This window comes from Arthrobacter sp. 05N429, assembly GCF_056397045.1.
The window spans coordinates 69,053-82,771 of record NZ_JBFTMQ010000015.1; the positions used below are offsets into that span (position 1 = coordinate 69,053).

The 13,719-nt window shown below is 67.5% G+C and carries 15 protein-coding genes and 6 tRNA genes; 5 read left to right on the forward strand and 16 right to left on the reverse strand.

Features of this window, described 5'->3' with window-relative positions; genetic code table 11:
- Positions 1-51: 51 nt before the first annotated feature.
- The 6 genes from AC1DF4_RS17780 to AC1DF4_RS17805 form a co-directional block, all read right to left on the reverse strand.
- Complete coding sequence (locus AC1DF4_RS17780; RefSeq protein ID WP_441406944.1) at positions 52-696, reverse strand: DUF3000 domain-containing protein; 645 nt, start codon at positions 694-696, stop codon at positions 52-54.
- A gap of 102 nt (positions 697-798) precedes the next feature.
- The gene (locus tag AC1DF4_RS17785; protein ID WP_476914132.1) at positions 799-1,887 is read right to left on the reverse strand and encodes a threonine aldolase family protein; all 1,089 of its coding nucleotides are present in this window, start codon (positions 1,885-1,887) and stop codon (positions 799-801) included.
- Positions 1,888-1,964: 77 nt separating this feature from the next.
- A complete protein-coding gene (locus AC1DF4_RS17790; protein WP_476914119.1) occupies positions 1,965-2,741 on the reverse strand; it encodes an SDR family oxidoreductase in 777 nt (258 codons plus the stop codon).
- Entirely contained in the window at positions 2,738-4,147 is a 1,410-nt protein-coding gene (locus tag AC1DF4_RS17795; RefSeq protein ID WP_476914120.1) for a DUF6421 family protein, read from the reverse strand. The genes AC1DF4_RS17790 and AC1DF4_RS17795 overlap by 4 nt, the downstream gene beginning before the upstream one ends.
- A gap of 252 nt (positions 4,148-4,399) precedes the next feature.
- Positions 4,400-4,900, reverse strand: coding sequence for a peptide-methionine (R)-S-oxide reductase MsrB (gene msrB, locus AC1DF4_RS17800; protein ID WP_476914121.1), 501 nt, complete (start codon positions 4,898-4,900; stop codon positions 4,400-4,402).
- 14 nt (positions 4,901-4,914) lie between these two features.
- Positions 4,915-5,403: a hypothetical protein gene (locus tag AC1DF4_RS17805; protein WP_441406934.1), complete on the reverse strand. Its 489-nt coding sequence runs from the start codon at positions 5,401-5,403 to the stop codon at positions 4,915-4,917.
- Positions 5,404-5,589: 186 nt separating this feature from the next.
- Between AC1DF4_RS17805 and AC1DF4_RS17810 the strand changes: the two genes are divergently transcribed.
- Positions 5,590-6,915 carry an alpha/beta hydrolase family protein gene (locus AC1DF4_RS17810; RefSeq protein WP_476914122.1) on the forward strand — a complete coding sequence of 442 codons (1,326 nt, stop codon included), beginning with the start codon at positions 5,590-5,592 and terminating at the stop codon, positions 6,913-6,915.
- Positions 6,916-7,001: 86 nt separating this feature from the next.
- On the opposite strand, the gene ybaK is transcribed toward AC1DF4_RS17810, so the two are convergent.
- The 3 genes from ybaK to AC1DF4_RS17825 are packed head-to-tail and all read right to left on the reverse strand — an operon-like array spanning position 7,002 to position 8,974.
- Positions 7,002-7,499 (reverse strand): Cys-tRNA(Pro) deacylase, encoded by a 498-nt coding sequence (gene ybaK, locus AC1DF4_RS17815; protein ID WP_476914123.1) that lies wholly within the window; start codon positions 7,497-7,499, stop codon positions 7,002-7,004.
- A gap of 39 nt (positions 7,500-7,538) precedes the next feature.
- Positions 7,539-7,997: a SufE family protein gene (locus AC1DF4_RS17820; protein ID WP_476914124.1), complete on the reverse strand. Its 459-nt coding sequence runs from the start codon at positions 7,995-7,997 to the stop codon at positions 7,539-7,541.
- Positions 7,998-8,056: 59 nt separating this feature from the next.
- Positions 8,057-8,974 (reverse strand): sulfurtransferase, encoded by a 918-nt coding sequence (locus AC1DF4_RS17825; protein ID WP_476914125.1) that lies wholly within the window; start codon positions 8,972-8,974, stop codon positions 8,057-8,059.
- Positions 8,975-9,214: 240 nt separating this feature from the next.
- On the opposite strand from AC1DF4_RS17825, the gene zapE reads away from it, so the two are divergent.
- Positions 9,215-10,252 carry a cell division protein ZapE gene (gene zapE, locus AC1DF4_RS17830; protein WP_476914126.1) on the forward strand — a complete coding sequence of 346 codons (1,038 nt, stop codon included), beginning with the start codon at positions 9,215-9,217 and terminating at the stop codon, positions 10,250-10,252.
- Between the two features lie 178 nt (positions 10,253-10,430).
- Here zapE and AC1DF4_RS17835 read toward each other — a convergent pair whose 3' ends face one another.
- The 6 genes from AC1DF4_RS17835 to AC1DF4_RS17860 all read right to left on the reverse strand — a co-directional run bounded on the left by AC1DF4_RS17835 (position 10,431) and on the right by AC1DF4_RS17860 (position 11,433).
- Positions 10,431-10,700, reverse strand: coding sequence for an antitoxin (locus AC1DF4_RS17835; protein WP_476914127.1), 270 nt, complete (start codon positions 10,698-10,700; stop codon positions 10,431-10,433).
- 189 nt (positions 10,701-10,889) lie between these two features.
- Positions 10,890-10,964 (reverse strand) — tRNA-Val (locus AC1DF4_RS17840).
- Between the two features lie 38 nt (positions 10,965-11,002).
- A tRNA-Gly gene (locus tag AC1DF4_RS17845) sits at positions 11,003-11,075 on the reverse strand.
- A gap of 55 nt (positions 11,076-11,130) precedes the next feature.
- Positions 11,131-11,205: transfer RNA gene (locus AC1DF4_RS17850), tRNA-Val, on the reverse strand.
- A 39-nt stretch (positions 11,206-11,244) separates the two neighbouring features.
- Positions 11,245-11,315, reverse strand: a tRNA-Cys gene (locus AC1DF4_RS17855).
- Positions 11,316-11,360: 45 nt separating this feature from the next.
- A tRNA-Gly gene (locus tag AC1DF4_RS17860) sits at positions 11,361-11,433 on the reverse strand.
- Positions 11,434-11,761: 328 nt separating this feature from the next.
- Here AC1DF4_RS17860 and AC1DF4_RS17865 point away from each other — a divergent pair.
- The 3 genes from AC1DF4_RS17865 to AC1DF4_RS17875 all read left to right on the forward strand — a co-directional run bounded on the left by AC1DF4_RS17865 (position 11,762) and on the right by AC1DF4_RS17875 (position 13,231).
- Positions 11,762-11,833: transfer RNA gene (locus AC1DF4_RS17865), tRNA-Val, on the forward strand.
- 106 nt (positions 11,834-11,939) lie between these two features.
- On the forward strand, positions 11,940-12,788 hold the full coding sequence (locus tag AC1DF4_RS17870; RefSeq protein WP_476914128.1) for a cytochrome: 849 nt from the start codon (positions 11,940-11,942) through the stop codon (positions 12,786-12,788).
- A 236-nt stretch (positions 12,789-13,024) separates the two neighbouring features.
- Complete coding sequence (locus AC1DF4_RS17875; protein WP_476914129.1) at positions 13,025-13,231, forward strand: hypothetical protein; 207 nt, start codon at positions 13,025-13,027, stop codon at positions 13,229-13,231.
- Between the two features lie 245 nt (positions 13,232-13,476).
- On the opposite strand, the gene AC1DF4_RS17880 is transcribed toward AC1DF4_RS17875, so the two are convergent.
- Positions 13,477-13,719, reverse strand: a 243-nt coding sequence (locus AC1DF4_RS17880) for an HNH endonuclease (RefSeq protein ID WP_476913631.1), incomplete at its 5' end; no start/stop codon positions are given.

Below are 13,719 nucleotides of genomic sequence, written 5' to 3' on the forward strand. Positions count from 1 at the left end.
GCCGCGCATTCGCCAAATCCGGGCGGATTGTCCCGGTTCCCGCCCCGCATTTCAGGCCTGTCCGCGGCGCCAGCGCGCCAGGGGCGTGACGCCTTCGGGCAGCGGCGGGAGGCCCGCGAAGGTGCAGACCATGTCGGACCACGCCTCGAGGTGGGAGGTGATGTCCGGGGTGGCCGGCGTCCAGGATGCCCGGAGTTCAATGTCGATCGAGTCGGGCCGGTCCGAGAGGGTTCCGAAGCTTTCGGACAGCACCCGCGTGGCGGTCCCGCCGGCCGAGCGGTAGGGCGCGGCGTGGTTCTGCAGGGCTTCGACGAGCCAGGTCCAGGCGACGGAGCCGAGCATTTCGTCGTTGCCCATTTCGGGTTCCAGCTGGGCGCGGATGTAGGTGACCACCCGGAATTCGCCCTCCCAGACGGCGGAGCCGTCGGGGTCGTGCAGCAGGATGAAGCGGCCGGTGGCAAGCTCGACGTCGTCGCTTCCGGACGCGCGGGCCAGGGCCGCGGCGGCCGGGCCGTGGACGGCCCCGGAGGGTTCACCGGGGGCGACAACTTCCGCCCCGAGCGCGACGGCGAACGGTGCCAGCCGCGCGGGCGCCGGGATTTCCTCGAGGCGCAGTTCGCTGCGGGTTCGTGCCTGCCGAAGGGTTCCCAAGGCAAAGAGAAAATCTGCCGGAACCTGGTCGAGTGCGTTCACAATGGAAGGTTATGCAAGGGGCGCCCTCCAGCCCGGCAGGCTCGCCGCCGCCGCCCGGTCCGGCTTGCACCGGGCCGGGAGACGGCGGCGGGCGCGCCGCCCGGATCAGCCGGCCGCGAGCTCGCGCTTGATGGCAGCGATGAAGGAATCAACGTCGTCCTCGGTGGTGTCGAAGGAACACATCCAGCGGACCTCGCGGGCCGCCTCGTTCCAGTCGTAGAAACGGAAGGACGTGCGCAGCCGGTCGGCCACGCCGGCCGGGAGGATGGCGAACACGCCGTTGGACTCGGTCTTCTGGCTCAGTTCAACGCCGGGGATGGACTCGACGCCGGCCCGCAGCCGGGACGCCATCGCGTTGGCGTGCGATGCCGAGCGCAGCCAGAGGTCGCCCTCGAGCAGGGCGATGAACTGGGCGGACATAAACCGCATCTTGGAGGCCAGCTGCATGTTCATCTTGCGCAGGTAGATCAGCCCCTGGGCTGCTGCCGGGTTCAGGGCGATCACGACCTCCCCGAAGAGCAGGCCGTTCTTGGTGCCGCCGAAGGAGAGGATGTCCACGCCGGCGTCGCGGGTGAAGGCCCGCAGCGGCACGCCCAGGTGGGCGGCGGCGTTGGCCAGCCGGGCGCCGTCCATGTGCAGCTTCATGCCCTTGGCATGGACATGCTCCGCGATGGCCCGGACTTCCTCCGGCGTGTAGCAGGTGCCGAGTTCGGTGGTCTGGGTGATGGACACAGCCAGCGGCTGGGCGCGGTGCTCGTCGCCCCAGCCCCAGGCTTCCTTGTCGATCAGCTCGGGGGTGAGCTTGCCGTCCGCCGTGGGGACCTGGAGCAGCTTGATGCCGCCGATCCGCTCCGGCGCGCCGTTCTCGTCCATGTTGATGTGGGCGGTTGAAGCGCAGACCACGGCGCCCCAGCGCGGCAGCAGGGACTGCAGCGAGAGCACATTGGCGCCGGTGCCGTTGAAGACCGGGAAGCATTCGATCCCTTCGCCGAAGTGCTCCTCCATCAGCTGCTGCAGCCGGGCGGTGTAGTCATCCTCGCCGTAGGAGACCTGGTGGCCCTCGTTGGCCGCGGCCAGGGCCGCCAGCACTTCGGGGTGGACACCCGAGTAGTTGTCCGAGGCAAAGCCGCGGACGGAGGGGTCATGGAGCCGCGCCGCAGTGCTGGCAGGGGCAGTTTCAACTGTGCTTGTCATCGATTTGCTCACGCTTTCAGTCTAAGGAGGTCCGGGCCTAACGGCTAAGTCCAGGGCCGGGGGCTCAGGGTTTCGGATCAGCGTTTGATTTCTGGGCCCAGCAGCAGCCGCCGGCCGTTCAGCTCGGCCGCGGGGGAGGTGAAGAGCCCGACGGCGGCAGCGGCCAGGTCTTCGACGTCGGTGAAGCCCGGGAAGGTGCGTTCCGGGGACTTTGCCCGCATGGCTGCGTCCACCAGGGCCTTCACTACGAAGATCACGGCGGCGCTGCGCTGTTCCACGGCGACGGTGTCAGTGCCGGGCTCCTGCTTGCGTCCCGACTGCCCGCGGTGGAATCCGTCGGCGACGGCCAGGGTCCAGGCCTCGGCGGCGGCCTTGGCGGCCACATAGCTGGCGCCGCCCGCCGTCGGCCGGCTCACGGCGGTAGAGGACACCATGGCGAAGCGCCCGGCGTCGGAGGCCGCGAGGTCGTCATAGAAGACCCGCGTGACGTTCCGCAGCGTGGTGATCGCGCCGCGTTCCAGGAACTCCCAGTCCTCGTCGCTCTGGTCCGTGATGCCTTTGGCGCCGCGCCAGCCGCCGACGAGGTGGATGACGCCGTCGACGGCCCCGCCCGTTTCGGCCAGTCGGGCCTGCACGGTGGCGTGCAGTTTGCGGACGTCCGCGAGATCGGCGAGGTCGCAGACGAGCGGCGTGACGCCGCTGCCGGCCTCAGCGGCGGCCGCCTCGATCCGGGGCCGGTCCGAGCCCACGGTGAAGACAGTGTGCCCCGCGTTGCGCAGGGCACGGGCGGCGGCGACCCCCGAAGGGCCGCTGCCGCCCGTGACCACCACGTTCAGGGTGCGTCCGGTGCTCATCCGGCGTTCATTGCGGCGTTTGTGGCGGTGCCCGCCGTGCCCGTGTCAGACGTGCCCGTGATGCCGGCCGTGGATTCGATGACGGGGCGCATCTTCTTCTCGAGTGCCTCATAGAACATGGAGAGCGGGAACTCGTCGTCAAGCACCTGGTCGGTGAGGCCGCGCGGCGGCCCGGCCAGCGGCAGTGCGTCCGGACCCTTGGCCCAGACGGAGGCCGGGTTGGGTGTGACGGTTCCGGAGATCAGCTCGTAGGCGGCGAGCCAGTGGGCCATCTTCGGGCGGTCGATGGAGCGCCAGTACAGCTCCTCGATCTTGGCGCCGAGTTCAACCACGACGTCGGCGGCTTCATCCCAGTCGATGCTGAGCTTGCTGTCGGTCCAGTGCAGGACGTGGTGCTGGTGCATCCAGGCGAAGAGCAGCTGGCCGCCGAGACCGTCGTAGTTGCGGACCCGGCTGCCGGTGATGGCAAAGCGGAAGATCCGGTCGAAAATCACGGCGTACTGGACCAGCTTGGCGTGCCGGCGGGCCTCAGGGTCGGCGTCCTCATCCTTTTCGATCTTCACGGATTCGCGGAAGGCGGTGAGGTCGCAGCGCAGTTCCTCGAGGGAGTAGAGGAAGTACGGCATGCGCTGCTTGATCATGAACGGGTCGAAGGGCAGGTCTCCGCGCATGTGGGTGCGGTCGTGGATGAGGTCCCACATCACGAATGTTTCCTGCGTCAGTTCCTGGTCCTCCAGGAGCGCGGCCGCGTCCTCGGGAAGCTGCAGGGAGGTGATGCCCGCGGCGGCGCGCAGGACGCGGCGGAAGCGGGCGGCCTCGCGGTCGGCGAAGATGGCGCCCCACGTGAAGGTCGGGGTCTCGCGGACGGCGACGGTCTCCGGGAACAGCACCGCGGAGTTGGTGTTGTAGCCGGGGGTGAAGTCCAGAAAGCGGATCGGGACGAAAAGCTTGTTGGAGTATTCGCCCTCTTCCAGGCCTCCGACAAACTCGGGCCAGATGACCTCGATCAGCACGGCCTCGACCAGGCGGCTGCTGCTGCCGTTTTGGGTGTACATCGGGAACACGACAAGGTGCTGCAGTCCGTTGACCCGGTGCTGCTGCGGCTGGAAGGCCTGCAGGGAGTCGAGGAAGTCCGGCACGCCGAAGCCGCCGTCGGCCCAGCGCCCGAAGTCGGTGACGAGCAGGGAGAGGTAGTCGGCGTCGTGCGGGAAGGCCGGCGCCATGGCCTCGATGGCCGCCGAGATGCTGCGGACATATCCGCCGGCCGCCTCATGGTCGGCGGCGTCCGGGACGGAGCCGTCCTGGACCTGGAGCGCCTGCAGGGCGGTGGCGGCAGCCTTGAGCTGGAGCCACTCCGGGGAGGTGGCCGAGATCGGGGCAGTGGTGGTGATAGCGGTGGTCGTCATCGCAGCAGGCGCCTTTCTATTGACTGGGAGCGTCGCTCTTCAGTGTCTAGATCGAGCGTAGCAAGAAGTCAGGATCCCTAATGCAAAATCAACCCGAGCATAAGAAAGTCTGGGGCAAGTGGCCCGCGCAGGCCGGGCCAGCTCCAGTGTCGGCGAGGCTACGCTTTTCCGGCTGGACTCAAAGGCCCCGGCGGCAGCCGCTGATCCGGTGCCGGCCGGGGACCCGTTGCGTTGTCCACCCGCACGCCCGGGCTACTGGCCGGCGTCGTCCGCGGGGACCAGCTTCAGGGAGACGGAGTTGATGCAATAGCGCTGGTCGGTCGGGGTTCCGTAGCCTTCGCCCTCGAACACATGGCCAAGGTGGGAGTCGCACGTGGCGCAGCGGACTTCGACCCGTTCCATGCCCAGGGTGCGGTCGTGGATGTACCGGACCGTGCCCTCCGCGAGCGGGGCCCAGAAGGAGGGCCAGCCGCAGTGCGAATCGAATTTCTCCTGGCTGGTGAACAGCTCCGTGCCGCAGGCGCGGCACTGATAGACGCCGGTGGTGTGGGTGTCCCAGTACTCACCGGTGTAGGGGCGCTCGGTTCCGGCCTGGCGGAGCACGCGATACTCGTCCGGCGTCAGCTCCTGGCGCCACTGCGCCTCGGACTTTTCAACCGACGGATTGTCGCCCGGTCCGGTGGCACTTTCGGGCGTGGTCCCGTCGGGGGCGGCGACGGGCGAGACTTTGGGCCTGTTGCTAAAGATGCTCATAGCCTGAATAACGCTCAGGAGTCCCCGATAAATCCCGATCCCGCGTACAGATGCAGGACCGGAAGGCCCAGCTTGTCCTGGGCCTTGGTGGCCCAGTCGGTGTGGAAGGTGTCCGCGACGGCGTGCGGGCGGGTGATCACGACGGCCTGTCCGGCGCCGAGCTCCCGTACCCTGGCGACCATTCCGTCGACGGCCTTGCCCTCGACGATTTCGCCGGTCACGCCGCTGCCGAGCCCGGCCAGGGCCGCGAGCGAGGCGGCCAGGGTCTCGGCCGCTTCGGCGCGTTCCCCTGCGGGGTCGGAGTGTGCCGTCAGTTCACGGAAGGCCTTGGAGATTTCCAGCAAGGACAGGTTCTCCAGGAAATCCACCAGGAGGTGCCGCTCGGTGCTGGCCGGAACCAAGACCACCACGGGCGCATCACCGCCGGCAATCAGGGTTTCGATGTTGACACGGTCGTCCGCGCCGAGGGGCTCTTCTGTCAAAATGACGATTGGATCACTCATGCCCCCAGCCTAGTCGCGCGCCGGTGCGCCCGCACAGATGAGGGCGCGGAGAACCCGTGCGGACCGCTTGAACGCTCCGAACAGCAGTTCCGGAGCATGCGTTGCCAACGCGCTCGACCTGCCCGTCGGTGGTGCGTGGCGCCCCCAAATGCCACTCCCGGCGAGGAGTTCGGTAAGAATGGTGCCATGGCTTCCTCCCTACGCCTCCTGCCGGACCCGCAGCGGATCTCCACCGCCCGTGGGAAGGCCGCCCGCGCCGTCGCGAACTCCGCCGCCGACGTTTCCGTCCCCGGCAGTGCCAAGTGGGCATTGGGGGGCATCATCGGCGGCAGCGCCGCGGCCGGCCTGCTGGCCGCCGGTTCCTCCGCCCTTGCCCTCTATTTCGCCCGCCGCGTGATCACGCCCTCCCGGGTCCGGGAGGAGGACCAGGAAGTGCTCGCGGTGATCCGGGGCGATCATGGGCTGCAGATTATCCTCGCGGCTACGCCCGACGCCACGGTCGAGGGTGTCTACGGATTCTTCTTCGGCGGCGGTCGGGGGCACGCCCGGATCGGCCGGATCGTGTCCTATTCACCCGCCGAGCGCACGGTTCAGCGCGAAGTCGAAGCCGTCTACAGCGGCGACCTCAGCGCTGCGCGCCGCGGCTACTGGAGCGGAGCCGCGTACCCGGACCCGGCCAGCATCGGCCTGCCGTCGGAAGACGTGGACATCGACGTCGACGGCGGCACCGCTCCGGCATGGCTCGTCCGGGCCCCGCAGGAGTCGGGCGTCTGGGCCATCATGGTGCACGGCCGCGGCGCGAGCCGGCAGGAGTGCCTGCGGGCGGTCCGGACCGCCCGGGAACTGGGCATGTCCAGCCTGGTGATCACGTACCGCAACGACGGCCTGGCGCCCTCGGCGCAGGACGGGCGGTACGGCTTGGGCTCCACCGAGTGGCGCGACGTCGATTCGGCCATCGAGTTTGCGTTGGCGCATGGTGCGCGTGAAGTGGTGCTTTTCGGCTGGTCCATGGGAGGGGCCATCTGCCTCCAGACCGCCGACTTGTCCCGCTACCACACCCTGATCCGGGCCATGGTGCTGGACGCCCCCGTCATCAACTGGGTCAACGTGCTGGCACACCACGCCGAACTCAACCGGATCCCCTCAGCGGTGGGCAGGTACGGGCAGCTGATGATGAGCCACAAGCTGGGCCGCCGGCTGACGGGACTCGCGGCGCCGGTGGACCTGAAGGCGATGGACTGGGTTTCCCGCGCCGTGGAGCTGCGGACTCCAACGCTGATCATCCACAGTGTCGACGACGAATACGTACCCTACGGCCCGTCCGCGGTCCTGGCCGAGAAGAACCCGGAGATGGTCACCTTCGAGTCCTTCGACCGTGCCCGCCACACTAAGGAGTGGAATGTGGATCCGGAGCGCTGGGAGCGCCTGGTCACAGCCTGGCTCGGACAGCAGCTCGCGCCCCGCCCGAATCCCGGCCAGCCGACTCCCGAGGCGCCTGCCCCGCCGAGTTGACACTTCACGGCAGTGTTCCGCGGGAACACTGCCGTTTGCTGCCCACTCGATTCGTCCTGTGCACTCCCGGCGCCGCGGGAACCCGGTTAGCTCCGGCCGGTGCGGATCCGTGCCGTCTGCGCCCCGGTGAGGCGGATCAGTGCGGCCGGGCTCAGCTCGATGTCCAGGCCACGCCGCCCGCCCGAAACCAGGATCGTGTCCAGGCCCACGGCGCTGGCATCAACCACAGTGGGGGAGGGCTGCCGCTGGCCCAGCGGCGAGATGCCGCCCAGCACATAGCCCGTGCGTCGCTCGGCCGCTGCCGGGTCCGCCATCGCCGCTTTCTTGCCGCCCAGTGCGGCCGCCATGGCCTTCAGGTCCAGGTTTCCGCTCACGGGCACGACGCCGACGGCGAGCCGGCCGTCGACGTCGACCATCAACGTCTTGAAGACGCGGGCCGGGTCGACGCCGAGCACGTCAGCCGCTTCCAGCCCGTAGCTGGCAGCAGCAGGGTCATGGCTGTAGGGGTGGGCGACGAAAGGAACCCCGGCGGCCGCGAGGGCTGCGGTGGCCGGGGTTCCCTGTGACGCCTGCTTGCGTGCCATTCTGTTCGGATATCCGGGTGCCGGAGTAACCGGGACCGGTCAGGACTGCTGCGGGAGGGCAGCAACCTTGCGCTTGATCCTGCCCAGCATCGCCGTCATCCCGCGCATCCGCAACGGAGTGATGGCCCGGGTGAGGCCCAGCAGCTCCGGCATGTCGTCGGGGACCGCCAGGATCTCCGCCGGGCTCAACCCGTCGAGGCCCTCGTGCAGCACACCCGCGAAGCCGCGCGTGGTGGGAGCCTCGGGCGGCGCCTTGAAGAAGAGTCTGACGCTTCCGGCCGCGCCGGCGTCGGACTTTTCCGTCTCAATCGTCAGGAACAACGGCGACTGGCACTCGACCACCTGCTCCATCAGCTCCGGGTGGTCCTTGAGCCTATCCGGGAGTTCCGGGAGGTCGCGGGAGAACTCGAGCAGCAACTGGAGCCGTTCGGGCTCGGTAACGGCCTGAAAGTCGTCAACAATTTCCGCCAGGGCGGTGGGGAGGGCAGAAGTTTTCATCACTTCCAGCTTACGCACGCGCGGCGAATGTGTCCTTGTCGGCGGTGTCACACCCCGGGCTACCTGGCGGCCGGCACCGTGCCGCGTTCGGTGCCCTTGGCGATCGGGACGCGGACGGCGTTGCCCCATTCGGTCCAGGAACCGTCGTAGTTGCGGACCGTGTCGAAGCCCAGCAGGTACTTGAGCGCGAACCAGGTGTGGCTGGACCGCTCGCCGATGCGGCAGTACGCCACGACGTCGTCGCCTTCCTTCAGCCCGGCTTCGCCGAGGTACAGGGCCTCGAGTTCGGGGCGGGTCCGGTAGGTGCCGTCCTCGGCCGCCGCGCGGGCCCACGGGATGGAGGCCGCGGTGGGGATGTGGCCGCCGCGGAGGGCGCCTTCCTCGGGGTAGGCGGGCATGTGCGTGCGCTGTCCTGTGTACTCCTCGGCGGAACGGACGTCGATCAGCGGCTTGCCGAAGTGCGCCAGGACGTCTTCCTTGAAGGCGCGGATCGGGGCGTCGTTGCGTTCGACGACGGGGTACTCACCGGGCGTGGCGGCGGGCTTGTCCGTGGTGACGGCGCGGCCTTCGGCGATCCACTTGTCCCGGCCGCCGTCGAGCAGCCGGACGTCCTCGTGGCCGAAGAGCTCGAAAACCCACAGGGCGTAGGCGGCCCACCAGTTGGACTTGTCGCCGTAGATGACCACGGTGCTGTCACGGGAGATTCCCTTGGCAGCGGCGAGGGCGGCGAACGCTGCCCCGTCCACGTAGTCGCGCGTGACCTCGTCGTTCAGGTCGGTGTGCCAATCGATTTTCACCGCGCCGGGGATGTGGCCGGTCTCGTAGAGCAGCACGTCCTCGTCGGATTCCACCACCACGAGCTTGCCGTCCTGGAGTGCGCCGGACTCGATCGCGGCAGCCAGCCATTCGGTGGACACGAGCCGCTCGGGGTGGGCGTAGGCGGCGAACTTTTCGTTCTGCTCAACGGGGTAGGGCATGTAATGGCCTTTCACTGAAACGGTCAGGAGGCCGGGCCGTGGAAGATCGAACGCGGCGCCGGGCCTACTCCAACACTAGCCACGGCCCGCCGGGATTGCTCCACCGCGTTCACACTCGGAAATATGGCCTTCGTCACGTGGCGTCCGCCCGCCCACGCCGCCCGCCCATGCCTCCCGTCGGGGAGACCGCGCATTGCCGGTATTCTTTCTGGGGACAAGAGACCAGCAGAACGGACCACCTTGGTACAGATCGAACAGCTCGCCGCCCGCACCCCGGCAGTTTCAGTGGATGAACTCCTCAACGGGTTTTATCCGTCGCCGCGCTTCGGTGAGGTTTCGTTTTCCAGCTACCGGCCGGATCCGTCCCAGCCCAGCCAGGCCAACGCGGTCAGGGCGCTGGAGGGATTCGCGGCAAACGTCGGAGCGCGCGACGGCGACGGACTCTTCAAGCGCCTCTTCGGCAAGAAGGACACCTCGCGGGCCGGGATCTACCTCGACGGCGGCTTCGGCGTCGGCAAGACCCACCTGCTCGCCTCGCTGTGGCATGCCGCCCCAGGGCCCAAGGCCTTTGGCACCTTCGTCGAATACACCAACCTCGTTGGCGCCCTGTCCTTCCGCAAGACGGTCGAGGCGCTGAGCCACTACAAGCTGGTCTGCATCGACGAATTCGAGCTCGACGATCCGGGCGACACCGTGCTGATGTCCCGGCTCATGCGCGAACTGGCCGACGCCGGCGTCAAGCTCGCGGCCACCTCCAACACCCTGCCGGGCTCCCTGGGCGACGGCCGCTTCGCCGCCGTCGACTTCGCCCGGGAAATCCAGGTGCTGGCGGACCAGTTCGACGTCGTCCGCATCGACGGCGAGGACTTCCGCCACCGCGGACTGCCGGCCGCGCCGCAGCCGCTGCCGAACGAGCAGCTGACGCACCACATGCAGAACGAGTTCCATGGCAAGACGGTGGCGCGGGATGAGTTCAGCACGCTGATCGACCACCTGGCCGGCGTCCACCCTAGCCGCTACCGCCAGTTGCTCGACGGGATCGAGGGCGTGGTCTGGAAGAACGTCCACACCATCCACGAGCAGTCCGTCGCGCTGCGCTTCGTGGTGCTCGCAGACCGGCTGTACGACAAGGACGTGCCGATCCTGGCCAGCGGCGTGCCGTTCGACCAGCTCTTCACCGAGGAAATGATGACCGGCGGGTACATGAAGAAGTACTTCCGCGCCGTCTCAAGGCTTACCGCCCTGGCCCGCGAAGGCCAGAACCACGAACCCTCCTAGCGTTTTCCGAGCGCCGCGGGGTCACTGACGGCCCATCCTGATGGGCGGTAGGTGACCCCGCGTTGCTGCGTTAGGGGCCGTTACGCGAGGTGCGGTGTGGCCGGGGGCTTTGCCGTTAAACGCCGGAGGTGCCGGCGCCGCCTCTCGGCGGGACCGACACCTCGCTGACGTATCTGGGTCAGAGGCCTGGCTGGCGGGGTTCCCCGGCAACGGGGGGCTGGCCGGCTACGGGAGGCTGTTCGGCGACGGGGGCCTCGTTGGGCCGGTCGTTCGCCTTGTCCACGAAGTCGGAAGCGCCGCGCTGCACAGCATCGATCTTGTCGGCGTGCTTTCCGCCGGTCTTGGAGTCGACGAAGTCGCCCGCCTTTTCGATGCCGTCCTTGATGGCTTCTTCGTTGCCACCAATTACTTGCTGAGCCTTGCCCTTTAGATCGTCAAGTAATCCCACGGGCACCTCCCTTCGGTCGCGGAGCCAGATCGCTCCTTGCGTTTTCTACCCTAGCGGGAGGTGGCGGGGGTGCCAAGGGTGTCCGCCCACAGGGTAAAAGAAAGCGCTGCGGCAGAACAGGGGAGAAGGACCCGGGCGGCCCAGGCGGGCCGCACACAAAAAAGAGCAGCTCCGAGGGAGCTGCTCTTGTGGTGGGCGATACTGGGATCGAACCAGTGACCTCTTCCGTGTCAGGGAAGCGCGCTACCGCTGCGCCAATCGCCCGCAACCGGAAGGATCCGGAGTGGAGTTGTAATGAAGAGAGCGGACGACGAGATTCGAACTCGCGACATCCACCTTGGCAAGGTGGTGCTCTACCAGCTGAGCTACGTCCGCATTTAGTCCATGCCGGCTGGGCCGGTGGTACTGCATCAAGCAAGTTGCCTTGCTCTGGTGGGCGATACTGGGATCGAACCAGTGACCTCTTCCGTGTCAGGGAAGCGCGCTACCGCTGCGCCAATCGCCCCTTGCATCCGACCTAGACCGGAAACCAGGGTTTTCACCGAGGTGGGTACGGGATTCGAACCCGTGTATACGGCTTTGCAGGCCGCTGCCTCGCCTCTCGGCCAACCCACCGTGTAGATAGGATTCCGAAGAACCTTATTTTGACAGTGTCCTGCGAGCGGACGACGAGATTCGAACTCGCGACATCCACCTTGGCAAGGTGGTGCTCTACCAGCTGAGCTACGTCCGCATTATTGTCTGCAATTCCCCGCCGCAATCGGCATTTCCTCGCGTTCCAACGAGTAAGAACTCTATAGGAGGTTCAGGGAACTTACAAATCGAGACGACGACGGCGGGTGCCGGCGCCGCCGCATCCTTGAGTTCTAGGGGTTCTTGCTAATTACAGCGCTGTAATTCGCTGGCCCTTCAAGGGCCCCGCCACGGCTTCTTCGGTGGGCTGCGGGAGTTCCTGGGTGCGTTCGTAGAGTGTCCGCATAGGACGCATTCGGGAACACTGGAGCATCGAGGCGCCCCGATTTCTAAATTCCGCCGGGGTGGGCTAGCATTCAATGGCATTGGGGCGATTGGCGCAGTGGTAGCGCGCTTCGTTCACACCGAAGAGGTCACTGGTTCGAACCCAGTATCGCCCACCCAAGAAATGGTCCGTTCCGCTCACCGAGCGGGGCGGACCATTGTTGTTAGTGCAGCCGGCCCGCTGTTTTCGCCACTGTCAGAGCCCCGTGAAAGAGTCTTGCCATGACCGCCCCACTTCTTGCCCACGCCACGGACTACGGCCGGATGTATGCCCGCTCCACCTCGGAGCAGTTCTCCGTCCCGTCAATCACCACCGTGATCGGCCAGCAGCCGCACGGCCTGGACGGCTGGTTTGGGTACATGGGTGCCAACAGCCTCGCCCAGGATCCAACACTGCCCGGCATCCTGGGCAGCCCGGCGAAGGTGCGCCAGGCGGTGAGCCGCGCGGCGAAGGCGGCGGAGACCTACCGGGACGACGCGGCGAAGCGCGGGGACCGGGTGCACAACTACTGCGAGCAGGTTGCCCTGCGTGCCCTGGGCCGTCCGCACCAGATGAAGGAAACCCGCGAAGCCCTCGCCGCGAACGGTGAAGAAGCCTTCGCAGCCCGTTTCGACGAATGGTGGGATCTCTTCCAGGTGGAGCCGATCGCCCCGGAAATCACCGTCTGGAACAAGACCGTTGGCTACGCCGGCACCCTGGACCTCGTTGCCAAAATCAACGGCCGGACCTGCCTCATCGATTACAAGACCAAGGGGACCAGCCGCGACGGCACCGTCAAACCGCTGGATGACAAAGTCGTTATGCAACTCGTGGCCGGCATGAAGGCTGAGGAAAGTCTCGTGGACCCGGTTGCAGGGGAGTGGGAGGCCTGGCAGCACGGCGAATCCCCGATCCTGCTGGCGGTTGCTGTCGGCCAGACGGAAGTCCGCCCCCTGCGCGCCAACCCCGACGTCCTGAAGCATCACTGGTGGAAGTTCTGCGCCCTGCGCCGTGTCTGGGAGATGTCGGCCGACACCACAGCCGCCGGAACGGCGCTGCTCCCGCTCGCCCCGCCGCCCATCGCCCGGTAGGCCGAACGCGACCAACGCGCCGCGCTGCGTCCGGCGGGGCAGTCACGACGGCGGCCCATAGCTGTGCCGCTTCTGGCGGAGTCACACAGACTCACCGTCATCTTTGTCCCCGCAACTCGGTGGCCACGATCCACTCCTCGCGTGCTGAGCGGCACTAGTTTGCGATAGCCCGCCTGGGCTATTGCGTGCCCCTGCGTCGCCTGCCACGGCAGGTGGACGGCGGTGAGGCACGCTGCGTGGTGCTGGTGCTGGTGCTGGTGCTGGTGCTGGTGCTGGTGCTGGTGCTGGTGCTGGTGCTGGTGCTGGTGCTGGTGCTCGTGCTGGCGCTGACCCGGCTCATACCCCGTCTGTGCCTGTGCGTCTGCCCCTGTCCGTTCCCGAGCCGGCCGTCTGCCATCGCAGCTGGACGGCCGCGACGACGCTACGCTGTGTCGCGCCGATAGAGCCCACGCCCTGCCTTGTCCGGCGTTGCCGCGCGTGCCCGTGTACGTGCCAAACGTCTGCCCGTTCCCGTGACGACGTCTCGCCGTCGCCCGCCTGCCCGCCTGCCTGCCCTGGGGCATTTGAGTCCCGCGCCCTCGAAAACCGCGGCCGAGCCAGTTTGAGTTGAGGATTCCTCTGAGGTCCCGGCGCCCTTCGAATGCCTGGAGGCGAGCCGATCTGGCTTGGCCTGACCCCACGGCCGGAGTCAGGCGGCGTGGCTGAGGTCTGTGGGGTGGAAGTAGTAGTTGCGCCGGGGTTTTTGGCGTGGGTCGATGTGTGGGGGCGGGATGAACCAGGGAATGCCGGTGCGGAGTTGGATGGTCCATTGTTCTTTGTGGATCAGGTGGTGGTGGTGTGAGCAGAGCAGGGTTCCGTTGTCGGTGCCGGTGGTTCCGCCGCGGGACCAGTAGGTGATGTGGTGGGCTTCGCACCAGGGCGCGGGGATCGT